A 20,695-nucleotide genomic window follows, 5' to 3' on the forward strand; every position below is an offset into this window, starting at 1 on the left:
CTTCAGCGGCGCGGCAGGTCTTGCAGGGCCTCGATCAGCCGCAGCGCGTCCAGCGGCTGGCCGGGGCCGCGGTCGGCCTGCCAGGCGTCGGCCGCGGCGCCATGGCTCCACACGCCCAGCCGCAGCGCGTCCCAGGCGTCCAGGCCCTGGGCCCACAGGCCGCCGATCCAGCCGGCCAGCACATCGCCGGTGCCGCCGCTGGCCAGCGCGGCATTGCCGCTGGCATTGATCGCGCAGCGGCCATCAGGTGCGGCCAGCACGCTGCCCGAACCCTTGAGCACCACCATCGCGCCGTAGCGTTGCGCGAGCTGCCGCACGGCCGCCAGGCGGTCAGCCTGGACCGCCTCGGTCGTGCAGCCCAGCAGGCGGGCGGCTTCCAGCGGATGCGGGGTCAGCACGGCCGAGGTGCGGCGCAGGCGCAGCGCTTGCGCCAGGGCCGGATCGGCGGCCAGGGCATTCAGGGCGTCGGCATCCAGCAGCAGCCGCGGCGCCCCATGGATGAGCGCCGGCAGCCAGGCGCCGATGGCCGCACCGCCGCCGCAGCCAGCGACCACCGTCGCGCGGGCCAGGGCCTCGCCCTGCAGGGCCTGCGGCGTCCGGCTCATCAGCGCCGGATGGCTGGGCGGGGCGGCGGCCGGGTCCAACCGCACAGCATGTATGCGGCCTGCCCCGGCGGCCAGACCGGCCCGGGCGGCGAGTTCGATCGCCCCTGACAGGCCCGCGGCACCGCCCACTGCCCACAGATCGCCCTGGCTGCCCTTGTGCGCGGCATGCGGGCGTTGCGGCCAGCGGCCCGCGCAGGCCGGCGCATCCAGCAGGCGCGGCGTCGTGGCCTCCGCGGGCGCCGGTGCGCCCAGATCCTCGTGCCAGATCGCGCCGGCATGGTCGCGGCCGGCTGCCGTCCACAGACCGGGCTTCAGGCCGAGCAGGCTCAGCGTCCAGCGGGCGCGCACGGCGCGGCCGGCGCAGCCGCCGGTGTCGGCGATCAGTCCGCTCGGCAGGTCCACCGCCAGGATGCCGGCGGGCAGGCGGTCGAGGGCGTCCATCGCAGCCGCCACCGGTCCTGCGGGCGCGCGATCTGCCGACAGGCCCAGGCCGAGCAGGGCATCGATCACCAGATCGTCAGGGCCCAGGTCCGCAGGTGGCTGCGGCGGGCCGCCGGGCAACACGGCCAGACCGGCGGCCCGCGCCTGGGCCAGCGCCCAACGCGCGTCGCCGGACGCGGGCTCGGCGGCCAGCCACACGCGCACGCGCAGTCCTGCGGCCTGCAACAGCCGGGCGGCGACGAGGCCATCGCCGCCGTTGTTGCCGGCCCCGGCCAGCACCCAGACCTGACGGGCATGCGGCGCCAGCGCGCGGCCGAGCCGGGCCACTGCGGCGCCGGCCCGCGCCATCAGGGCATGCGGCGGCAGGCCGCGGGCGGCCTCGGCCTCCCAGCGGCGCAGGGTGGCGCTGTCGTGCAGGGGCAGGCCTTCGGCCGGGCCCTGGTGCCGCGGCAGGGCCTGCGGCGCGGCGGGCCAGTCGGGAGCCGCCGGGCCGCTGCTCATGCCGCAGCCGCGCTCAGCGCGTCGGCGGCGTGCCGCCCGGCCGGGTCGCGGCCCGCCAGGGCGTCGGCCAGTCGTTGCGCGCTGCCGCAGGCCAGGGCCCAGCCGGCACGGCCATGGCCCAGGTTCAACCACAGGCCCGGGCTCTCGCTGGCGCCGATGCGCGGCAGGCCGTCGGCAAAGCCCAGATGGATGCCCGCCCAGATCTGGCCGCGGTCGGTCTGGGTGACGCTGGGAAAGTCGCGCTGCGCGGCGCGGTAGAGCCGCTCGACCAGGGCCTTGGGCGGCTGGCCGTCGCCGGTGGGCCGGTGCCAGAGACCGGCCACGCGCAGGCGGTCGCCGAGGCGGGCGATCATCAGGGCGCCGTCGGCATCGATCAGGCCGCGCACCGGGCCGCGGTCGGGGTCGCGCAGCGGCAGGGTCAGCGACAGGCCGGCCTCGCGCACCAGCGGCAGCGCCGGCCCGGGCAGCAGCGGGGCGGCGGCGCCGCTGCACAGCACGACGGCGTCGAACTGCCGCGGCGGCGGTGCGCTGCGCTCCGGCGGCGCCGGGCTGCGGCCGCCGGGCCGGGCGCCGGCCGGGCTGCCGTGGTTGTGGGTGTCCTGCTCGAGCCAGTGCAGGGTCAGCGGCCGGCCCGGCTCGACGGCCTGCACCTCGATGCCGAAGAGAAAGCGTGCGCCGCGCGCCTCGGCCTGCTCGCGCAACTGCTGCGCGATCTGCCGCACATTGACCATCTCGGCCCCCGGCCAGAACAGCAGGCCGCTGCCCGGTGCATCGGGCGCCAGATCGGGCTCGCCCGCACGCCAGGCCTCGCGGTCGAGGAAGCGGCTGCCGGCCGCGGCCAGGGGCTGCGCCGCCAGGGCGGCTTCGAGTCGGGCCCGTCCGGCTTCGTCGGCGATCCGCAGGCCGACGCCGGCGCTGTGTTCATAAGGCAGGGCCTCGCGATCGAACCAGCGGCCGAGCACGGCCTGGCTTTCCAGCGCGAGCCGGGCCATCTGCTCGCGCCGGCGCTGGGTGCGGCCCTCGCGCGTGGCCCGCCAGCGTTGCCAGCGTCCGGCCAGGCCGGGCACCGGCGGCGGATCGACCAGGCTAGCCACCGGCCCGCCCAGGGCCAGCGCGCCGGGGGCGAGCAGGCCGGCCGGCGCGAAACTGCCTTCGGCGGCCAGGCTGCCGCGGCGTTCCAGGACGGTGACGGCATGGCCGTCCTCGACCAGGGCCCGGGCTGTCGCGACGCCGACGATGCCGGCGCCGATCACGGCAATGCGCTGCGGCTTCATGCGTGGGCCTCCTGCGCTTCGGCGTCGAGTGCCGCCTCGACGGCGCGGGCCGCGTCGAGCAGGGTCGCGTCACGGCCGCGGCCGGCCCAGAGCATCAGGCCCCAGGGCAGCTCGCCCGGGGCTTGCGCCGGCAGGCTGATCGCGCAGCCATCGAGCAGATTGACCACGGTCGGGTTGCGCAGCAGGCGGGCGTTGAGCGCGAAGAAGGCGGCGTCGCGGGCCGCCGCCTCGGCGGCGCTGGCGCCGGGCGGGGCCGGCAGCAGGGGATCAAGGGGGGGAGGGAAGTCGGGCACGGTGGGAGAGAGAAGGGCGTCGAAGCCGGTGATCGCCGCATCGACGCGGCGGATCCAGTCGGCGCGGACGCGCTGGAGGGCAAGGTAGTCGGCCGCAGACTGGCTGGCGCCGCGGCGGATCCGGGCGGCGACCCGCGGGTCGTAGGTCTCGGGCTGGGTGTCGAGGGCCTGGCGGTGCCAGGCCCAGGCCTCGGCGGCCGGAAAGCCGCCCAGGGCATTCATCGCGGCCAGCTCGCCCAGCTCGGGCAGCGGCAGCGGCTCGATGCGGGCACCGGCCGCGCGCAGGCGGGCCAGCACGGCCTCGAAGCCGCGGGCCAGCCGTGGGTCGAGGGCCTCCAGCATCAGGGTTTCGGGCAGGCCCAGGCGCAGCGCGGCCAGCGGACGGTCCTGACGCGGCAGCGGGGCGCCGCGCAGCACGGCGTCGAGCAGGGCGGCGTCGCGCACGCTGCGGGTGATGGCGCCGACCGTGTCCAGCGTCGGCGCGAGCGGCAGCATGCCCTCGCGCGGCACAGCGGACTGCGTCGGCTTGAAGCCGACCAGGCCTTGCAGCGCCGCCGGGATGCGCAGCGAGCCGCCGGTGTCGCTGCCGAGTCCGGCCCAGGCTGCACCGCCCGCCACCGCGGCGGCCGAGCCCGAGCTGGAGCCGCCCGGCACGCGGCGCGGCCCGCCCGGCTCCAGCCGCGCGGTGGCCGGATTGGCCAGCACCGGGTGGTGCGGGTTCAGGCCGACGCCGGAGTAGGCGAACTCGTTCATGTGCGCTCGGCCGATCAGCACCGCCCCGGCGGCCCGCAGGCGGGCCACGGCCGGCGCATCGGCACCGGCCGGCGCGGCCCCGGCCAGGCGGCGCGAGCCGCCGGCGGTGGTCTGGCCGGCGACGTCGAAGAGATCCTTCACCACCACGGCCAGGCCACCCAGCGGCGGCCGCGGCTGCCCGGCGGCGCAGGCCTGGTCGATGGCCTGTGCGGCGGCTTGCGCGCCGGCGCGGTCGATCTGCAGGAAGGCCGGCGCCACCTCGGGATCGGCGGCCGCGTGCAGGCAGGCGGCCAGGGCATCCTGCGCGCCCCGGGGCGCGTTCGGGTGCAGCCGGGCCAACGCGTCGCAGAGGTCGGGGCGGGTCAAGGTGCTAAACTCCTTGGGTTTTTCCGAAGACAGGGCGCGGCCAGGTTTCCAGCGGTTTTCTTCAAGAAGCCGCAGGACTTGCCGAAGGGCGCCGGAGCGATCCGGTGTCCGGTCGATCCGGGGCCCGATGGGCCACCCGGCTGCGCAGGTGGGTTCGGGCAGGTGGATGGGACCGCCTGCTGCGACGCACCGCATGGGGGTCAAGCCCGCATGCCTGTACCTCGCGAGGATGCGCAGTGTGCCTGCTTCAGGCGGCCGTTCCGACGGCGCCCCGGGAGGTCATGCCTGATTCGCGGTCGGATGACGACTTGTCCTGCCCTCGCGGGCCCGGCTCCGAAAAGGTGTCGAGGTCCCGGGATGATGACGGCCAGCGGCCGCATCCCCGGTGCCCCCGATCCATGCCGTGCCTCAGACCCAACCTTTCGAAGGAATCGAAATCATGTCGTTCAGCATGCGCGAAATGCTGGAAGCCGGCGTCCACTTCGGACACCAGACCCGCTTCTGGAACCCCAAGATGGCGCCGTTCATCTTCGGCCACCGCAACAAGATCCACATCATCAACCTCGAAAAGACGCTGCCTCTCTACGAGGAAGCGATGAAGTTCATCCGCCAGCTCTCGGCCCGCCGCGGCACCGTGCTGCTGGTCGGCACCAAGCGTCAGGCCCGTGAAGTCGTGGCGCAGGAAGCCCTGCGCGCCGGCATCCCCTATGTCGACCAGCGCTGGCTGGGCGGCATGCTGACCAACTTCAAGACGGTCAAGGGTTCGATCAAGAAGCTCAAGGACATGCAGGCCCAGGCCGAAGCCGGCCTCGAGTCGATGAGCAAGAAGGAAGGCCTGCTGTTCCAGCGCGAGCTGGACAAGCTGCAGAAGGACATCGGCGGCATCGCCGACATGAACGCGCTGCCTGACGCCATGTTCGTGATCGACGTCGGCTACCACAAGATCGCGATCGCCGAAGCCAAGAAGCTGGGCATCCCGGTCATCGGCGTCGTCGACACCAACCACAATCCGGACGGCATCGACTACGTGATCCCGGGCAACGACGACTCGGCCAAGGCCGTGGCGCTGTATGCCCAGTCGGTCGCCGAGGCCGTGCTGGCCGGCAGGGCCAATGCGGTCAATGAAGTGGTTGCCGCGGCCCAGGACGGCGACGAGTTCGTCGAGGTCAGCGACGCGGTCTGATCCCGCGGCGCCGGCCAGGACCAGGGGCTGTCTCAGCCCCTTTTTCTTGAGCAAGCGTTTGTCGACCGGCCGTCCGCGGCCCGCCGCCCGGCCGGTCGAAAGCCCCACGTGGCGCTCTGCGCGCCGCCGTCCCGCGCAGGCGGGACATCCCAACCCGGAGTGACACCATGCCCGCAATCACCGCCTCGATGGTCGCCGAACTGCGCGCCAAGACCGACGCGCCGATGATGGAGTGCAAGAAGGCCCTGACCGAGGCCGACGGCGACCTGGCCCGCGCGGAGGAAATCCTGCGCGTCAAGCTTGGCAACAAGGCCGGCAAGGCCGCCTCGCGCATCACCGCCGAAGGCGTGATCGCCGCCGCGATCCACGGCAGCACCGGCGCGATGATCGAAGTCAACTGCGAGACCGACTTCGTCTCGAAGAACGACAGCTTCCTCGCCTTCACCCAGGCCGCCGCCCGCCTGGTGGCCGAGGCCAACCCGGCCGACGTGGCCGCGCTGTCGGCCCTGCCCCATGCGCAGGACGGTTTCGGCCCGACGCTTGAAGACGTGCGCAAGGGCCTGATCGGCAAGATCGGCGAGAACATGTCCTTCCGCCGCTTCCAGCGCTATGCCTCGGGCGCCCAGCTTGCCCATTACCTGCACGGCACCCGCATCGGCGTGGTCGTCGAGTTCGAAGGCAGCGACGTGGCCGCCAAGGACGTGGCCATGCATGTGGCCGCGATGAAGCCTGCCGCGCTGTCGAGCGCCGAAGTCCCGGCCGAGCTGGTCGAGAAGGAGCGCAAGATCGCCGCCGAGAAGGCCGCCGAATCGGGCAAGCCGGCCGACATCGTCGCCAAGATGGTCGAGGGCTCGGTGCAGAAGTTCCTCAAGGAAGTCTCGCTGCTCGACCAGGTCTTCGTGAAGGCCGCCGACGGCAAGCAGACCGTCGCCGCCTACCTCAAGGCGGCCAACACCACGGTCAAGGGCTTCACGCTCTACGTGGTCGGCGAAGGCATCGAGAAGAAGCAGGACGACTTCGCCGCCGAAGTGGCGGCCCAGGTCGCCGCGGCCAAGGGCGGCTGAGCCCGGCCGGGTGCGGCCCGCGCGACGGGCTGCGCCCGGTGGAAGACCCGGGGCAAACCCGGGTCTCCCCTTAAACTCCGGCGGCGCTGCGGCGGGCCGTCATTCCTGATGAGCCCGGGACCGTGCCTGCCCCGAGGAGCTTCCTGCATGCCTGCGTACCGACGCATCCTGCTCAAACTGTCCGGCGAAGCCCTGATGGGCGATGACGCCTACGGCATCAACCGCGCGACGATCGCGCGCATGGTCGCCGAGGTGCATGCCGTCACGAAGCTGGGCTGCGAAGTGGCGGTGGTCATCGGCGGCGGCAACATCTTCCGCGGCGTGGCCGGGGGCTCGGTCGGCATGGACCGCGCCACCGCCGACTACATGGGCATGCTGGCCACGGTGATGAATGCGCTGGCCCTGGCCGATTCGATGCGGCAGGACGGCATGACTGCCCGCGTGATGTCGGCCATCGCGATCGACCAGGTGGTCGAGCCCTATGTGCGGCCCAAGGCCCTGCAATACCTGGAAGAGGGCAAGGTCGTCGTCTTCGCCGCCGGCACCGGCAACCCCTTCTTCACCACCGACACCGCCGCCGCGCTGCGCGGCGCCGAGATCGGTGCCGAACTCGTGCTCAAGGCGACCAAGGTCGACGGCGTCTACACCGCCGATCCGGCCAAGGACCCGAGCGCGATCCGCTATTCCACGATCAGCTTCGACGAGGCCATCGCCCGCAACCTGCAGGTGATGGACGCGACCGCCTTCGCGCTGTGCCGCGACCAGAAGCTGCCGATCCGCGTGTTCTCCATCCTGAAGTCCGGCGCGCTGATGCGCGTCGTGCAGGGCGAGGACGAGGGCACGCTGGTCCACGTCTGACCCCGAGGTTTCCGTCATGAGCATTGCCGACATCAAGAAGAGCTTCGAGCAGAAAAGCGCCAAGTCCATCGAGGCCTTCAAGCATGAGCTGACCAAGATCCGCACCGGCCGCGCCCACCCGGGCATCCTCGACCAGGTGCAGGTCGAGTACTACGGCTCGATGGTGCCGATCAGCCAGGTGGCCAACGTCAGCCTGCTCGATGCCCGCACGATCAGCGTGCAGCCCTGGGAAAAGGGCCTGAGCCAGAAGATCGAGAAGGCCATCCGCGAGAGCGACCTGGGCCTGAACCCGGCCAGCCAGGGCGACCTGATCCGCGTGCCCATGCCGCCGCTGACCGAGGAGCGCCGCAAGGAGCTGACCAAGGTCGTGCGCAATGCCGGCGAGGATGCGAAGGTGGCCGTGCGCAACCTGCGCCGCGACGCCAACGAGCAGGCCAAGAAGATGCTCAAGGACAAGCTGATTCCCGAGGACGACGAGCGTCGCTCGACCGAGGACATCCAGAAGCTGACCGACAAGACCATTGCCGAGATCGACAAGCTGATCCAGGGCAAGGAAGCCGAGATCCTGGCCGTCTGAGCCCCTGCTGGCCTATCGGCCTGGCGCGGCTGCGCCGGGCGGCATGGACGAGACCTTGATGCGCGAAGCCGATTCCCCGTCGATCCCCCGCCATGTCGCCATCGTCATGGATGGCAATGGGCGCTGGGCGCGCAAGCGGCTCATGCCCCGCGTCTTCGGCCACAAGGCCGGCGTCGATGCCCTGGTGCGCACGGTGCGCGCCTGCGCCGACCGCGGCGTGCGGCACCTCACCGTCTTCGCTTTTTCCAGCGAGAACTGGAAGCGGCCCGAGGACGAGGTCTCGGGCCTGATGGCCTTGATGATGAATGCGGTGGCCAAGCACATGTCGGCCCTGCGCGAGGAGGGCGTGCGGGTGCGCATCGTCGGCGACCGCAGCGGCATCTCGGCCGGCGTGATCGCCTCCTGGGATGCCATCGAAGCGGCCACCGCCCACAACCAGCGCATCGAGCTCTATGTCGCTTTCAACTACGGTGGCCGCTGGGACATCGTTCAAGCCTGCCGGCGCTTGATCGCCGAGGGCGTCGACCCCGCGACGATCGACGAGGCCAGCCTGGCCCGCCGCCTTGTCATGCATGAGGCACCGGACCCGGACCTGTTCATCCGCACCGGTGGCGAGCTTCGCCTGTCCAACTTCCTGCTGTGGCAAAGCGCCTATGCCGAGCTGCATTTCAGCGACTGTCTCTGGCCCGACTTCGATGCCGAGGAACTGGACCGCGCGCTGCAAGCCTATGCCCGCCGCGAGCGCCGCTTCGGCCGGGTGACGACGCTGGCGGCCGGCGGCCCGGCGGGTGATGCGCCCGACCCGGCCGGCCTGCCCGCCTCGGCCCTGTTGCGTTGAGCCGGAACCCGCCATGCTGCGCCAGCGTGTGATCACCGCGGTGCTGCTGCTGGCCGTGCTGCTGCCGGCCATGGCGGCGCAGGCGCTGTGGCCGCTGGCCCTGGTCGGCGCGGCCATCGTCGGCGCCGGGGGCTGGGAATGGGCCCGGCTCAACGGCAGCCGGCAGCCGCGGCTGGCGGGCCTGGCCTTGGTCGTGCTGGGGCTGGGCTTGGCCGTGCTCGGCCTGGGCTGGCAGGCGGCGCAGTTCGCGGGCCCGGCCGCTGGCCTGCCCGCCGCACCGCCTGCGCTGTGGTGGGGCCTGGCCGGCCTGTGGGTGCTGGGCCTGGTGCAGGTGCTGGGTGGCGGCGTGGCCCGCTGGCCGGCCTGGCCGCAAGGCCTGCGCCTGCTGCTGGGCGCGCCCATGCTCTGGGCCGCGGGCCTGGCCCTGCTGACGGCGCGGGCCCAGGGCCTGGCCTTTCTCGTGTCCCTCCTGGCCCTGGTGTGGGTGGCCGACATCGCGGCCTATTTCGGCGGCCGACGCTTCGGCCGCCGCAAGCTGGCCCCGGCCATCAGCCCGGGCAAGAGCTGGGAAGGCGTGTGGAGCGGCGCCCTAGGCGTGGCCCTGCTGGCGGCGCTGTGGATTGCCGCCGACCGCCTGCTCGGCCCGGCCGGCCCGAGCTACTACACCGTGCTGCTCGACCGCCACGGCCCGCTGGTGCTGGTGCTGGCTCTGGCCCTGCTGACGGCACTCAGCGTCAGCGGCGACCTCTTCGAATCCCTGGTCAAGCGCAGCGCGGGGGTCAAGGATTCCAGCGGCCTGCTGCCCGGCCACGGCGGCGTGCTCGACCGCATCGATGCCCTGCTGCCGGTGCTGCCGGTGGCCATGGCCCTGGTAGCCTGAGCGCCTTCTCCTTCCTGTCTCACGGCATGAGCCTTCAGCGCGTCTGCATCCTCGGCTCGACCGGGTCCATCGGCGAGAACACGCTCGACGTGATCGCCCGCCATCCCGAGCGCTTCCAGGTGGTCGCGCTCAGCGCGGCCAGCCGGGTCGATGCGCTGGCCGCGCAATGCCGCCGCTGGCGCCCGGCCTATGCGGTGATGCCGGCCGCCGTCCAGGCCGAGGCCCTGCGCGCCGCACTGGCCGACCTGCCCGGCACCGAGGTGCTGGACGGCGAGGATGCGCTCGCCCGCATCGCCGCGCTGCCCGAGGTCGACACGGTGATGGCCGCCATCGTCGGCGCCGCCGGCCTGGCGCCCTGCTTGGCCGCGGCCCGTGCCGGCAAGCGCCTGCTGCTGGCCAACAAGGAGGCGCTGGTCGTCGGTGGTGCGCTCTTCATGCGGGCGGTGGCCGAGGGCGGCGCGACCCTGCTGCCCATCGACAGCGAGCATTCCGCTGTCTTCCAGTGCCTGCCGCAGGATCGCGCGCACTGGGATGCGCACATCGACCACATCGTGCTGACGGCCTCGGGCGGCCCCTTCCGCCAGCGCGACCCGGCGACCCTGGTCGAGGTCACGCCCGAGCAGGCCGTGGCCCATCCCAACTGGGTCATGGGCCGCAAGATCTCGGTCGACTCGGCCACCATGATGAACAAGGCCCTGGAGGTGATCGAGGCGCGCTGGCTCTTCGGCTTGCAGCCCGAGCGCATCCGCGTGCTCATCCATCCGCAGAGCATCGTGCATTCGATGGTGGTCTGCCGCGACGGCCAGGTGCTCGCGCAGATGGGCACGCCGGACATGCGCGGCCCCATCGCCTACGGCCTGGCCTGGCCGGAACGGGTGGCCTGCGGCGCACCGGCGCTGGACTTGAGCCGTGCCGCCGCGCTGAGCTTCGAGCCCGTCGACACCGCCCGCTTCCCCGGCCTGCAACTGGCCTGGGACACGCTCGCCGGCCCGGCCGGCAGCACCGCCGTGCTGAATGCCGCCAACGAGGTGGCGGTGGCCGCATTCCTCGACCGGCGCATCCGCTTCGACCAGATCCATGCCGTCAATGCCGACACGCTGGCGGCCTGCGCGCCGGCGGCCGGCGAGACCGACAGCCTCGACGGCCTGCTGGCCCTGGATGCCCGCGCCCGCGCCGCGGCGGGCGAGCGGGTCGTGCGCCTGGGCGGCTGAGCGACACTGCCGCCCATGAGCACCGTCCTCGCCTTCCTCTTCACCATCGGCCTGCTGGTCACGGTCCACGAGTGGGGCCACTACCGCGCGGCCCGGGCCTGTGGCGTGAAGGTGCTGCGCTTCTCCATCGGCTTCGGCAAGCCGCTGCTGCGCTGGCAGCGGGGCGAGACCGAATTCGTGCTGGCCCTGCTGCCGCTGGGCGGCTACGTGAAGATGCTCGACGAGCGCGAGGGCGCTGTCGATCCGGCCGACCAGCCCCGCGCCTTCAACCGCAAGCCGCTGAAGCAGCGGGCCTTCATCGTCGCCGCCGGGCCGGCCGTCAATCTGCTGACGGCCGTGCTGATCTACGCATCGATGCACCTGATCGGCATCGAGGAGGCCCTGCCGGTGCTCGGCAGCCCGCAGCCCGGCAGCCTGGCGGCCCAGGCCGGCCTGCAAGCCGGCGACCGGGTGCTGGCCCTGCGCCCGAGCCGCCCTGCGGAGGCCACCAAGGCCGCCTGGCAGCCGGTGCCCAGCTATGCCGACCTGCGCTGGCGCCTGACCGAGGCGACGCTGGACGGGCACAACGTGCAAGTGCGGGTGGAAGGTCCGGGCGGCCGGCGCGAGCTGGACCTGCTGCTGGCGGGCCTGGATGCGTCCGAGGTCGATGCCGGCCTGGGGCGGCGCATCGGCCTGTCGGGCCCCTACAGCGCGGCGCGCATCGGCACGCCGCGGCCTGAGGGTCCGGCCGCCGCGGCCGGCCTGCGCGAAGGCGATCTGGTGCGGGCGATCGACGGCGAGCCGGTGCTTGACGCCGTGCAGCTTCGCGAGCGCATCCGTGCCTCGGTCGTCGAGGGCGGCACGCCGCGCGCGCTGACCTTCCTGATCGAGCGCGAAGGCCGCGAGCTGAGCCTGAGCGTGCAACCCCGCCTGGGTGCCGAGAGCGGCCCGCCGATGCCGCGCATCGAGGCCCTGGTCGGCGGCCTGCCCGAGCTCGTGCTGCTGCGCCAGGGGCCGCTGGATGCCCTGGTGATGGGGGCCGAGCGCACCGTCGAAGTGGCCGTGCTCAGCCTGCGCATGCTCGGCCGCATGCTGATCGGCGAGGCCTCGCTCAAGAACCTCAGCGGCCCGCTGACGATTGCCGATGCGGCCGGCCAGACGGCGCGCTCGGGCCTGATCCCCTTCCTCGGCTTCCTGGCCCTGGTCAGCGTCAGCCTGGGCGTGCTCAACCTGCTGCCCCTGCCCATGCTCGATGGCGGGCATCTGGTGTATTACATTGTCGAGGGCCTCACCGGCCGGCCGATCTCCGAGGCGTGGCTGGACCGGCTGCAGCGCGGCGGGCTGGCCATCATGGCGCTGATGATGTCCCTCGCCCTCTACAACGACCTGGCCCGCTTGCTGGGCCAGCATTGACCCCCTCCACACGCATGTCAGCCTTTCTCGCGCCGCAGCGCGGGCTTGCGGTTCCGCGCGCAAGCCGACCCGCCGTCCGTCCGCGTCCCCTCCTGGCCGCCATGGCGGTGGCCTGGGCCCTGGTCGCCACGCCGGCCCTGGCCGTCGACCCCTTTGCCCTGCGTGACATCCGGGTCGAGGGCCTGCAGCGGGCCGATGCCGGCACCGTCTTCGGCGCGCTGCCCTTCCGCATCGGCGATGTCTACAACGACGAGAAGGCTGCCGCCGCGCTGCGCGCGCTCTTCGCCACCGGCCTGTTCAAGGACGTGCGGATTGAGGTGGAAGGAGACGTCGTCGTCGTCATCGTCGAGGAGCGTCCGCTCATCGCCGCGGTGGAGTTCACCGGCCTGAAGGAATTCGACAAGGACGCCCTGCTGAAGTCGCTGCGCGACGTCGGCATCGGCGAAGGCCGGCCCTTCGACCGCGCCCTGGCCGACCGCGCCGAGCAGGAGCTCAAGCGCCAGTACCTGACGCGCAGCCTGTATGGCGCCGAGGTCATCACCACCATCACCCCGGTCGAGCGCAACCGCGTCAACGTCAGCTTCAATGTGGTCGAGGGCGAGGTCGCCCAGATCGGCGAGATCCGCATCCTCGGCAGCAAGGCCTTCTCCGAGAAGGAATTGCTCAAGCAGATCGAATCCACCACCGGTGGCTGGCTGACCTGGTACACCAAGACCGACCGTTATTCGCGCGTCAAGCTCAATGCCGACCTGGAAGCGCTGCGCGCCTACTACCTGAACCGCGGCTACCTGGAGTTCAACGTCGACTCCACCCAGGTCGCGATCACGCCGGACAAGCAGCGCATCTCGATCACCATCAATGTGAGCGAGGGCCAGCCCTACACCGTGACCAGCGTGCGGCTGGAGGGCGACTTCCTCGGCCGCGACGAGGAGTTCAAGCAGCGCGTGACGATCAAGCCCGGCGCGCCCTACCGTGCCGAGGATGTGGCCGAGACCAACCGCCGCTTCGGCGAGCTCTACGGCAATTTCGGCTACGCCTTCGCGCGCATCGAGCCGCGCACCGAGGTCGACCGCGCCAGCGGCCGGGTGGCGGTGGTCATCGCCGGCCAGCCCTCGCAGCGCGTCTACGTGCGCCGCGTCAATGTGGCGGGCAACGAGCGCACCCGCGACGAGGTGATCCGCCGCGAGTTCCGGCAGTTCGAGTCCTCCTGGTACGACGGCCGCAAGATCAAGCTCTCGCGCGATCGCATCGACCGGCTCGGCTACTTCAGCCAGGTCGAGGTGGATACCGCCGAGGTGCCCGGCGCGCCCGACCAGGTCGACCTGACCGCCAAGGTCACCGAGAAGGCCACCGGCAACATCCAGCTTGGCGCCGGTTTCTCCAGCGCGGAGAAGATCACCTTCACCTTCGGCATCCGCCAGGACAACATCTTCGGCACCGGCAACTACCTGGGGCTGGAGCTCAACACCGGCAAGTTCAACCGGACCATCGTGCTCAGCACGGTCGATCCCTACTTCACCGCCGATGGGGTCTCGCGCGCCATCGATCTCTACTTCCGCACCCAGCGGCCGGTGAACAGCCAGGGCGAGTCCTACCGCTTCGTCACCCAGGGCGGTGCGGTGCGCTTCGGCGTGCCTTTCACCGAACTCGACACGGTCTTCTTTGGCATCGGTGCCGAGCGCACGACGATCGAGTCCGGCCTGCTGCTGCCCAACAGCTTCCTTCTCTTCCGAGAGCAGTTCGGCGAGACCAGCGCCAGCCTGCCGCTGACCCTGGGCTGGCAACGCGATGGCCGCGACTCGGCCCTGGTGCCGACCAGCGGCCGCTACCAGCGCTTCAATGCCGAATGGGGCATCGCGCTGGACACCCGCTACATCCGCAGCAACTACCAGTTCCAGCAGTGGGTGCCCTTCGGCAAGCTCTACACCCTGGGCCTGAATGCCGAGTTCGGCTACGGCAAGGGCCTGGGCGGCAAGCCCTTCCCGGTCTTCAAGAACTTCTTCGGCGGAGGCCTGGGCTCGGTGCGCGGTTTCGACCAGGGCTCGCTCGGCCCGATCGACGTGACCGGCGCATACACCGGCGGCACGCGGCGCCTGAACCTCAACAGCGAGTTCTACGTGCCGGTGCCGGGTTCCGGCAACGACCGCACCCTGCGCATCTTCGGCTGGGTCGATGCGGGCAATGTGTGGGCCGAGGACGAATCCATCGAGTTCAGCTCCCTGCGCGCGGCGGCGGGCCTGGGCCTGTCGTGGATCTCGCCGGTCGGCCCGCTGAAGGTCAGCTTGGGGGTGCCGATCCGCAAGTTCCCCCAAGATAGAATCCAGCGCTTTCAATTCCAGATCGGGACTGCGTTCTGATGAAGATGAATCTCCCCCGCACGCTCGTTGCCGCAGCCGCCCTGGCGGCCAGCCTGCACGTCGGCGCAGCCCAGGAACTGAAGATCGGCTATGTCAACAGCGAGCGCGTGCTGCGCGAAGCTGCGCCGGCCAAGGCCGCACAGACCAAGCTCGAGACCGAATTCGGTCGCCGCGAGAAGGAACTCGCCGACACCGCCAGCCGCCTGAAAACCGCGTCCGAGAAGCTTGAGAAGGACGCCCCCACGCTCAGCGAATCAGAGCGTGGTCGCCGTCAGCGCGAGCTGCAAGAGCAGGACCGCGACTTCGCCCGCAAGCGCCGCGAGTTCCAGGAAGACCTGAACCAGCGCAAGAACGAAGAACTGGCCCAGGTCGTCGATCGCGCCAACAAGGTCATCAAGCAGATCTTCGAGACCGAGAAGTACGACCTGATCCTTCAGGAAGCCGTCTTCGCCGGTCCGCGCATCGACATCACCGACAAGGTCATCAAGTCGCTCAACAGCGGCGCGAGCAAGTGACCGGCGCCCGGCAGACGGGCGCGATCGGACGATGAACCGCATGGCCACAGGCTCCGAGGGGCTCCCGCTGCCGGAGATCTTTGTGGTCTCGGCGGCCGAACTGGCGGCGGTGCTGCAAAACGCCCTGGGCGGCCCGCACATGGTGCAGATCGAAGGCGAAGGTGCGCGCAGACTGCGCGCCATCGAGCCGCTCGACCGAGCCGGCCCGCAGGCCATCAGCTTCCTGGCCAATCCCCGCTACCGCAGCCTGCTTGCCGCCACCCGCGCAGGGGCCGTCATCCTGGCGCCCGCGGCCCGGGATGCGCTGCCTGCGGGCTGCACCGCGCTGCTCACGGCCGACCCTTATCACGCCTTCGCCCGCCTGACCCAGTGGTGGGCGGCACGCACGCGACCGGCTCCTGCGCCCGGGGTGCATCCGACCGCGGTGGTCGACCCGACGGCCCGGCTGGGGGTGGGCGTGTCGATTGGTGCGCTGGCGGTGATCGAGGCCGGCGCCGAGATCGGCGCAAATGCAGTCATCGGCGCGCAATGCCACATCGGCCGCCAGGCCCGCATCGGCGCCCGCACGCGGCTGGCGCCGCAGGTGGTGGTGGGTTTTGATTGCGTGATCGGTGCCGACGGCCTGCTGCACAGCGGCGTGGTGATCGGTGCCGACGGCTTCGGCCTCGCGCCGACCAAGCAGGGCTACGTGAAGATCGAGCAGCTCGGCGCGGTCCGCATCGGCGATGCGGTCGAGATCGGCGCCAACACCTGCATCGACCGCGGCGCTTTGGGCGACACCGTGATCGGCGACGGCGTGAAGCTCGACAACCTGATCCAGATCGCCCACAACGTGCAGCTCGGCGAGCACACGGCCATGGCCGGCTGCTCGGCGATTGCCGGCAGCACGGTGGTCGGCGCGCGCTGCACCATCGGGGGCGGCGCTGGCGTGCTGGGCCACCTGCGCATCGCCGACGATGTGCATGTGTCGGCCCAGAGCACCGTGAGCCGCTCGCTCGACACCCCCGGCCAGTACACCGGCTTCTTTCCGCTCGATGACAATCGGTCCTGGGAGAAGAACGCCGTCACCCTGCGTCAGCTCCACCGCCTGCGCGAGCGGGTGCGTGCCCTGGAGGCACGGCTCGGCGAGCCGGCCTCCGATCCTTCCCCCACGGTCTCCGCGACCCCCACGGCGCCACCCGCAGCGCCCGACGCATCATGACGATGGACATTCACACCATCCTGAAGAAGCTCCCGCACCGTTACCCCATCCTGCTGGTGGACCGCGTGCTGGAAGTTGAATGCGGCAAGCGCATCAAGGCGCTCAAGAACGTCTCGATCAACGAACCCTTCTTCCTCGGCCACTTCCCGCACCGCCCGGTGATGCCGGGTGTGCTGATGCTCGAAGCCCTGGCCCAGGCGGCGGCGCTGCTGAGCTTTTCCGGCGAAGGCGAGAGCGCAAGCGACGACAAGGTCATCTACTTCGTCGGCATCGATGGCGCGCGCTTCAAGCGCCCGGTCGAGCCCGGCGACCAGCTCATCCTGGAGGTCGAGGTCGACCGCATCCGCGCCGGCATCCACAAGTTCAAGGCGCGTGGCCTGGTCGATGGCGAGCTCGCCGTCGAAGCCGCGCTGATGTGCACGATGCGCAGCATCGCCTGAACCCCGGACCGCGGAGCTTCGGCATGGCCCAGATCCATCCCACCGCCATCGTCGACCCGGCGGCCACCCTGCATTCGTCGGTCAGCGTCGGGCCTTACTCGATCATCGGCCCGCATGTGGTGGTGGGCGAGGGCACGACGATCGGCCCGCACTGCGTGATCGAGGGCCACACCACGATCGGCCGCGACAACCGCATCTTCCAGTTCTGCTCGCTGGGCGCGGTGCCGCAGGACAAGAAGTACGCCGGCGAGCCGACCGAGTTGCGCATCGGCGACGGCAACACCCTCCGCGAGTTCTGCACCTTCAACCTTGGCGTGGTCGGGGCGGGCGGGCTGACCCAGGTCGGCCACCGCAACTGGATCATGGCCTATGTGCACCTGGCGCACGATTGCCGGCTGGGTGACGACAACGTGATCGCGAACTCGGTGCAGTTCGCCGGTCATGTCGAGGTCGGCAACGCCACCCTGATCGGCGGCCTGAGCGGCATCCACCAGTTCGTGCGCATCGGCGATTTCGCCATGGTCGGCTTCCAGACCCGGCTGTCGCAGGACCTGCCGCCCTTCATCGTCGCGGCCGGCAACCCGGCCCAGGCGCAGAGCCCGCACCTGGAAGGCCCGCGCCGCCGCGGCTACAGCCCCGAACGCCTGGCCCAGCTCAAGCAGATCCACCGCATCCTCTACCGCAAGGGCCTGAGCCTGGCCGATGCCGTGGCCGAGATCGGCGGCCTGCGCGGCGCGGTCGAGGGGGGCGATGCCGAGGTCGAGGCCATGCTCGCCTTCCTCGCCGGCTCCACCCGCGGCATCGTGCGCTGAGCCGCGGCGCGCGACGCACTCTTTGACGATTCCCGCCCGATGAAGCTCGGCATGGTGGCCGGCGAGGCCTCGGGCGACCTGCTCGGCGGCCTGCTGATGCAGGGCCTGCGCGCGCGCTGGCCGGCGCTCTCAAGCGTCGGCATCGGCGGCCCCCGGATGCAGGCCGAGGGCCTGCAAAGCTGGTGGCCGGCCGAGCGCCTGGCGGTGCACGGTTTCGTCGATGCGCTGAAGGTCTACTTGCCCCTGGTGAAGATGCGCCGCGAGCTGGGCGATCGCCTGCTCGACGCGCGCCCCGCGGCCTTCATCGGCATCGACGCGCCCGACTTCAACCTCGGCCTGGAGACCCGCCTCAAGCAGGCCGGCCTGCCGACTGTGCACTTCGTCTGTCCCTCGATCTGGGCCTGGCGGGGCGGCCGCGTCAAGGCCATCGCGGCGGCGGCCGACCATGTGCTCTGCCTCTTTCCCTTCGAGCCCGCGCTGCTCGCGAAGTCGGGCATCGCGGCCAGCTATGTCGGCCACCCGCTGGCCGATGCCCTGCCGCTCGATCCGCCCCGGGCTGCCGCCCGCGCCGCGCTGGGCCTGGCCGAAGGCGACACCGTCGTCGGCCTGTTGCCCGGCAGCCGGCGCAGCGAGGTGCGCTTCAATGCCGCGGCCTTCGCCGCTGCGGGCCGGCGCCTGCAGGCGGCCCGCCCGGGCCTGAAGCTGCTGCTGCCGGTGGCGCCCGGCCTGCGCGGCCTGGTCGAGGAAGCGCTGGCCGCGGCCGGTGCAGCGGGTGCGGTGCAGCTGCTCGACGGCCGCTCGCACGAGGTGATGGCCGCCAGCGACAGCCTCATCATCGCCAGCGGCACCGCCACGCTGGAGGCCGCGCTGTTCAAGCGCCCCATGGTCATCGGCTACCGCATGGCCAGCCTGAACTGGGCGCTGATGAAGCGCATGGCCTACCAGCCCTGGGTGGGGCTGCCCAACATCCTGGCTGGCGATTTCGTGGTGCCCGAGCTGCTGCAGCAGGCCATGACGCCCGAGGCCCTGGCCACCGCCACCCTGCGCTGGCTGGACGATCCGGCCGCCTGCGCCCGCCTGGCCGAGCGCTTCACCGACCTGCACCTCAGCCTGCGCCGCGACACCGCCCGCGCCGCCGCTGGCGCGCTGGGCGAGCTGCTCGGCGCCTGAATCGCCCCGGACCATGGCCCCCCGCCGCACCCGTGCCACGCCTGCTGCGCCGGCCGCCGCCCCGGCGCAGCTCGACTTTCCGTGGATCACCCATGGCCTGCTCGCCGGGGTGGACGAGGCTGGCCGCGGCCCGCTGGCCGGGCCGGTGGTGGCTGCCGCGGTCATCCTTGACCCCGAGGCGCCCATCGCCGGCCTGGGCGATTCCAAGCTGCTCTCGCCGGCCCGCCGCGAGGCCCTGTTCGACCAGATCCGCGGCCAGGCCCTGAGCTGCTGCATCGCCGAGGCCAGCGTCGAGGAGATCGACCGGCTCAACATCCTGCAAGCCACCCTGCTGGCCATGCAGCGCGCGGTCGCCGGCCTGCGGCTCAGGCCCGCGCGCGTGCAGGTCGACGGCAACCGCCTGCCACGGCTGACCATGCCGGCCCAGGCCATCGTCAAGGGCGATGCCAAGGTGCCGGCCATCTCCGCCGCGTCCATCCTGGCCAAGGTGCACCGCGACCGGCTCTGCCTGGACCTGGATGCCGCCCATCCAGCCTACGGCTTTGCCGTGCACAAGGGCTATCCCACGCCGGGCCATCTGGCCGCGCTGCAAGCCCACGGGCCCTGCGCAGCGCATCGCCGCAGCTTCGCGCCGGTGCGGGAGGCTGCGGCCATCCGCCCGGGCGATCCCGCCCACGGGGCCATGGAGGGCTTGCGATGAGGGCCGCGCCGGTCGAGATCAGCGCCCGCGACAACCCGCTGATCCAGCGCCTGCGCAAGCTGGCCCAGGATCCGGCGGCCTACCGCAAGCTCGGTCAGGTCTGGCTGGAGGGCGAGCACCTGTGCAGCGCGCTGCTGGCCCGCGGCGGTCGCGCGCAGCAGGCCTTGATCGCCCGCAGTGCCTGGACGCAGCGGCCTGCGCTGCGCGCCCTGGCCGAGGCGGCGGCGCGCTGCGCGATCGTGGAAGACAAGCTCTTCGCGCAGCTCAGCGGCTTGGAATCGCCGGCCGCCCTGGGTCTGCTGATCGACACGCCGCCGCCGGCGGCGCCGCGCGCCGACCGGGACACCCTTGTGCTCGACCGCGTGCAGGACGCCGGCAATGTCGGCAGCATGCTGCGCAGCGCCGCGGCCCTGGGCATCGGCCAGGTGCTGGCACTCAAGGGCACGGCGGCGCTGTGGTCGCCCAAGGTGCTGCGGGCCGGGCAGGGCGCGCATTTCGGCCTGCATCTGGTCGAAGGGCTGGCGGCCGAGGACTTGCTCGCGCTCGGCCTGCCGCTGGTGGCCACCAGCCCGCATGCCGAGGCCGTGCTCGGCCGCCAAGCCCTGCCGCGGCCCCTGGCCTGGGTGCTGGGCCATGAAGGGCAGGGCGTGCAGCCGGCCCTGTTGCAGGCCTGTGCGCTGACGCTGCGCATTCCCCAGCCGGGTGGCGAGGAGTCGCTCAATGTCGCCGCGGCGGCCGCGATCTGCTTCTACGAATCCCAGGTTCGCGGCGCGGGCTGAGCTACGGGGCCGCGCACGGCCCGCAGCATGGAAAAAGGGCCCCGCAGAGCCCTTTGTTGTTTCGGCGTTTGCCGCTCAGATCTTGAAATCGTCGAGCGACTTGCCGCCCGCGATTTCCGCTTGCAGCCACTTCGGCTTCAGGCCGCGGCCGCTCCAGGTTTCGCCACTGTCCGGGTGACGGTACTTGGGGGCAACCTTCGAGCCGGTCGAGCCAGCCGCCTTGGCCGAACCCCGGGCCGGCTTGCCGCTGCCCAGCTCAGCCAGGGTCACGCCGTGCTCGGCCATCAGGGCCTTGATCTGGGCAATCACGCCGGCGCGTTCGCTGCGGCGGGCCGCTTCGATCTGCTGGTTGAGTTCCTGCTGCTGCCGGGCGAGTTCATCCCGCTGGCGAACGAGATCCTGCACGCTGTTCATGTTCTGGCTCCTAAAATTTGCTTGACCATTCTTGTGTGCCGCCCAACACGGCTGCGCAGATTCTAGACAAC

The 20,695-nt window shown here is 71.7% G+C and carries 20 protein-coding genes; 16 read left to right on the forward strand and 4 right to left on the reverse strand.

The annotated features are described in order from the left end of the window. Window positions 1-2: 2 nt before the first annotated feature. The 3 genes from JI742_RS07055 to JI742_RS07065 are packed head-to-tail and all read right to left on the reverse strand — an operon-like array spanning window position 3 to window position 4,233. Window positions 3-1,547 carry an NAD(P)H-hydrate dehydratase gene (locus JI742_RS07055; RefSeq protein ID WP_201825043.1) on the reverse strand — a complete coding sequence of 515 codons (1,545 nt, stop codon included), beginning with the start codon at window positions 1,545-1,547 and terminating at the stop codon, window positions 3-5. Beyond that, window positions 1,544-2,821, reverse strand: a complete 1,278-nt coding sequence (locus tag JI742_RS07060; RefSeq protein WP_201825045.1) for an FAD-dependent oxidoreductase — start codon at window positions 2,819-2,821, stop codon at window positions 1,544-1,546. The genes JI742_RS07055 and JI742_RS07060 overlap by 4 nt, the downstream gene beginning before the upstream one ends. Beyond that, entirely contained in the window at window positions 2,818-4,233 is a 1,416-nt protein-coding gene (locus tag JI742_RS07065; protein WP_236676819.1) for an amidase, read from the reverse strand. Before JI742_RS07065 ends, JI742_RS07060 begins: the two co-directional genes overlap by 4 nt. 439 nt (window positions 4,234-4,672) lie before the next feature. Here JI742_RS07065 and rpsB point away from each other — a divergent pair, with 439 nt between their 5' ends. From rpsB to JI742_RS07145, 16 genes are all read left to right on the forward strand, one after another. Then, window positions 4,673-5,416, forward strand: a complete 744-nt coding sequence (rpsB, locus tag JI742_RS07070; RefSeq protein ID WP_201825047.1) for a 30S ribosomal protein S2 — start codon at window positions 4,673-4,675, stop codon at window positions 5,414-5,416. A 167-nt stretch (window positions 5,417-5,583) separates the two neighbouring features. Further along, a complete protein-coding gene (gene tsf / locus JI742_RS07075; RefSeq protein ID WP_201825049.1) occupies window positions 5,584-6,480 on the forward strand; it encodes a translation elongation factor Ts in 897 nt (298 codons plus the stop codon). Window positions 6,481-6,627: 147 nt separating this feature from the next. Next, window positions 6,628-7,338, forward strand: a complete 711-nt coding sequence (pyrH, locus tag JI742_RS07080; RefSeq protein ID WP_201825051.1) for a UMP kinase — start codon at window positions 6,628-6,630, stop codon at window positions 7,336-7,338. Window positions 7,339-7,354: 16 nt separating this feature from the next. Further along, on the forward strand, window positions 7,355-7,915 hold the full coding sequence (frr, locus tag JI742_RS07085; protein WP_201825053.1) for a ribosome recycling factor: 561 nt from the start codon (window positions 7,355-7,357) through the stop codon (window positions 7,913-7,915). Between the two features lie 43 nt (window positions 7,916-7,958). Then, complete coding sequence (gene uppS, locus JI742_RS07090; protein ID WP_236676820.1) at window positions 7,959-8,753, forward strand: polyprenyl diphosphate synthase; 795 nt, start codon at window positions 7,959-7,961, stop codon at window positions 8,751-8,753. A gap of 13 nt (window positions 8,754-8,766) precedes the next feature. Beyond that, window positions 8,767-9,633 carry a phosphatidate cytidylyltransferase gene (locus tag JI742_RS07095; protein ID WP_201825055.1) on the forward strand — a complete coding sequence of 289 codons (867 nt, stop codon included), beginning with the start codon at window positions 8,767-8,769 and terminating at the stop codon, window positions 9,631-9,633. A gap of 26 nt (window positions 9,634-9,659) precedes the next feature. Next, window positions 9,660-10,844 carry a 1-deoxy-D-xylulose-5-phosphate reductoisomerase gene (locus tag JI742_RS07100; RefSeq protein ID WP_201825057.1) on the forward strand — a complete coding sequence of 395 codons (1,185 nt, stop codon included), beginning with the start codon at window positions 9,660-9,662 and terminating at the stop codon, window positions 10,842-10,844. Window positions 10,845-10,859: 15 nt separating this feature from the next. Beyond that, complete coding sequence (gene rseP / locus JI742_RS07105; protein WP_201825059.1) at window positions 10,860-12,236, forward strand: RIP metalloprotease RseP; 1,377 nt, start codon at window positions 10,860-10,862, stop codon at window positions 12,234-12,236. A 101-nt stretch (window positions 12,237-12,337) separates the two neighbouring features. Further along, on the forward strand, window positions 12,338-14,593 hold the full coding sequence (gene bamA, locus JI742_RS07110) for an outer membrane protein assembly factor BamA (protein ID WP_201825060.1): 2,256 nt from the start codon (window positions 12,338-12,340) through the stop codon (window positions 14,591-14,593). Beyond that, window positions 14,593-15,108 (forward strand): OmpH/Skp family outer membrane protein, encoded by a 516-nt coding sequence (locus JI742_RS07115; RefSeq protein WP_201825061.1) that lies wholly within the window; start codon window positions 14,593-14,595, stop codon window positions 15,106-15,108. The genes bamA and JI742_RS07115 overlap by 1 nt, the downstream gene beginning before the upstream one ends. Window positions 15,109-15,148: 40 nt before the next feature. Next, window positions 15,149-16,309 (forward strand): UDP-3-O-(3-hydroxymyristoyl)glucosamine N-acyltransferase, encoded by a 1,161-nt coding sequence (gene lpxD, locus JI742_RS07120; protein WP_201825062.1) that lies wholly within the window; start codon window positions 15,149-15,151, stop codon window positions 16,307-16,309. Between the two features lie 2 nt (window positions 16,310-16,311). Further along, a complete protein-coding gene (gene fabZ / locus JI742_RS07125; protein WP_201825063.1) occupies window positions 16,312-16,749 on the forward strand; it encodes a 3-hydroxyacyl-ACP dehydratase FabZ in 438 nt (145 codons plus the stop codon). Between the two features lie 23 nt (window positions 16,750-16,772). After that, the gene (gene lpxA / locus JI742_RS07130) at window positions 16,773-17,561 is read left to right on the forward strand and encodes an acyl-ACP--UDP-N-acetylglucosamine O-acyltransferase (RefSeq protein WP_201825064.1); all 789 of its coding nucleotides are present in this window, start codon (window positions 16,773-16,775) and stop codon (window positions 17,559-17,561) included. A gap of 39 nt (window positions 17,562-17,600) precedes the next feature. After that, entirely contained in the window at window positions 17,601-18,731 is a 1,131-nt protein-coding gene (lpxB, locus tag JI742_RS07135) for a lipid-A-disaccharide synthase (RefSeq protein ID WP_201825065.1), read from the forward strand. A 13-nt stretch (window positions 18,732-18,744) separates the two neighbouring features. Continuing rightward, window positions 18,745-19,431, forward strand: coding sequence for a ribonuclease HII (rnhB, locus tag JI742_RS07140; RefSeq protein WP_201825066.1), 687 nt, complete (start codon window positions 18,745-18,747; stop codon window positions 19,429-19,431). After that, complete coding sequence (locus JI742_RS07145; protein WP_201825067.1) at window positions 19,428-20,210, forward strand: TrmH family RNA methyltransferase; 783 nt, start codon at window positions 19,428-19,430, stop codon at window positions 20,208-20,210. The genes rnhB and JI742_RS07145 overlap by 4 nt, the downstream gene beginning before the upstream one ends. 75 nt (window positions 20,211-20,285) lie before the next feature. Here JI742_RS07145 and JI742_RS07150 read toward each other — a convergent pair whose 3' ends face one another. After that, window positions 20,286-20,624, reverse strand: coding sequence for an H-NS histone family protein (locus JI742_RS07150; protein ID WP_201825068.1), 339 nt, complete (start codon window positions 20,622-20,624; stop codon window positions 20,286-20,288). Between the last annotated feature and the right edge of the window lie 71 nt (window positions 20,625-20,695).

This window comes from Piscinibacter lacus, from assembly GCF_016735685.1.
Taxonomy (GTDB): Bacteria; Pseudomonadota; Gammaproteobacteria; order Burkholderiales; family Burkholderiaceae_C; genus Aquariibacter; species Aquariibacter lacus.

What these genes read in the sequence shown, in the direction of transcription:
- JI742_RS07055 (WP_201825043.1), bottom strand. Translation starts at nt 1,547, where the DNA reads ATGAGCAGCGGCCCGGCGGCTCCCGACTGGCCCGCCGCGCCGCAGGCC.
- JI742_RS07060 (WP_201825045.1), bottom strand. Translation starts at nt 2,821, where the DNA reads ATGAAGCCGCAGCGCATTGCCGTGATCGGCGCCGGCATCGTCGGCGTC.
- rpsB (WP_201825047.1), top strand. Translation starts at nt 4,673, where the DNA reads ATGTCGTTCAGCATGCGCGAAATGCTGGAAGCCGGCGTCCACTTCGGA.
- tsf (WP_201825049.1), top strand. Translation starts at nt 5,584, where the DNA reads ATGCCCGCAATCACCGCCTCGATGGTCGCCGAACTGCGCGCCAAGACC.
- pyrH (WP_201825051.1), top strand. Translation starts at nt 6,628, where the DNA reads ATGCCTGCGTACCGACGCATCCTGCTCAAACTGTCCGGCGAAGCCCTG.
- frr (WP_201825053.1), top strand. Translation starts at nt 7,355, where the DNA reads ATGAGCATTGCCGACATCAAGAAGAGCTTCGAGCAGAAAAGCGCCAAG.
- uppS (WP_236676820.1), top strand. Translation starts at nt 7,959, where the DNA reads ATGGACGAGACCTTGATGCGCGAAGCCGATTCCCCGTCGATCCCCCGC.
- JI742_RS07095 (WP_201825055.1), top strand. Translation starts at nt 8,767, where the DNA reads ATGCTGCGCCAGCGTGTGATCACCGCGGTGCTGCTGCTGGCCGTGCTG.
- JI742_RS07100 (WP_201825057.1), top strand. Translation starts at nt 9,660, where the DNA reads ATGAGCCTTCAGCGCGTCTGCATCCTCGGCTCGACCGGGTCCATCGGC.
- rseP (WP_201825059.1), top strand. Translation starts at nt 10,860, where the DNA reads ATGAGCACCGTCCTCGCCTTCCTCTTCACCATCGGCCTGCTGGTCACG.
- bamA (WP_201825060.1), top strand. Translation starts at nt 12,338, where the DNA reads ATGGCGGTGGCCTGGGCCCTGGTCGCCACGCCGGCCCTGGCCGTCGAC.
- JI742_RS07115 (WP_201825061.1), top strand. Translation starts at nt 14,593, where the DNA reads ATGAAGATGAATCTCCCCCGCACGCTCGTTGCCGCAGCCGCCCTGGCG.
- lpxD (WP_201825062.1), top strand. Translation starts at nt 15,149, where the DNA reads ATGGCCACAGGCTCCGAGGGGCTCCCGCTGCCGGAGATCTTTGTGGTC.
- fabZ (WP_201825063.1), top strand. Translation starts at nt 16,312, where the DNA reads ATGGACATTCACACCATCCTGAAGAAGCTCCCGCACCGTTACCCCATC.
- lpxA (WP_201825064.1), top strand. Translation starts at nt 16,773, where the DNA reads ATGGCCCAGATCCATCCCACCGCCATCGTCGACCCGGCGGCCACCCTG.
- lpxB (WP_201825065.1), top strand. Translation starts at nt 17,601, where the DNA reads ATGAAGCTCGGCATGGTGGCCGGCGAGGCCTCGGGCGACCTGCTCGGC.
- rnhB (WP_201825066.1), top strand. Translation starts at nt 18,745, where the DNA reads ATGGCCCCCCGCCGCACCCGTGCCACGCCTGCTGCGCCGGCCGCCGCC.
- JI742_RS07145 (WP_201825067.1), top strand. Translation starts at nt 19,428, where the DNA reads ATGAGGGCCGCGCCGGTCGAGATCAGCGCCCGCGACAACCCGCTGATC.
- JI742_RS07150 (WP_201825068.1), bottom strand. Translation starts at nt 20,624, where the DNA reads ATGAACAGCGTGCAGGATCTCGTTCGCCAGCGGGATGAACTCGCCCGG.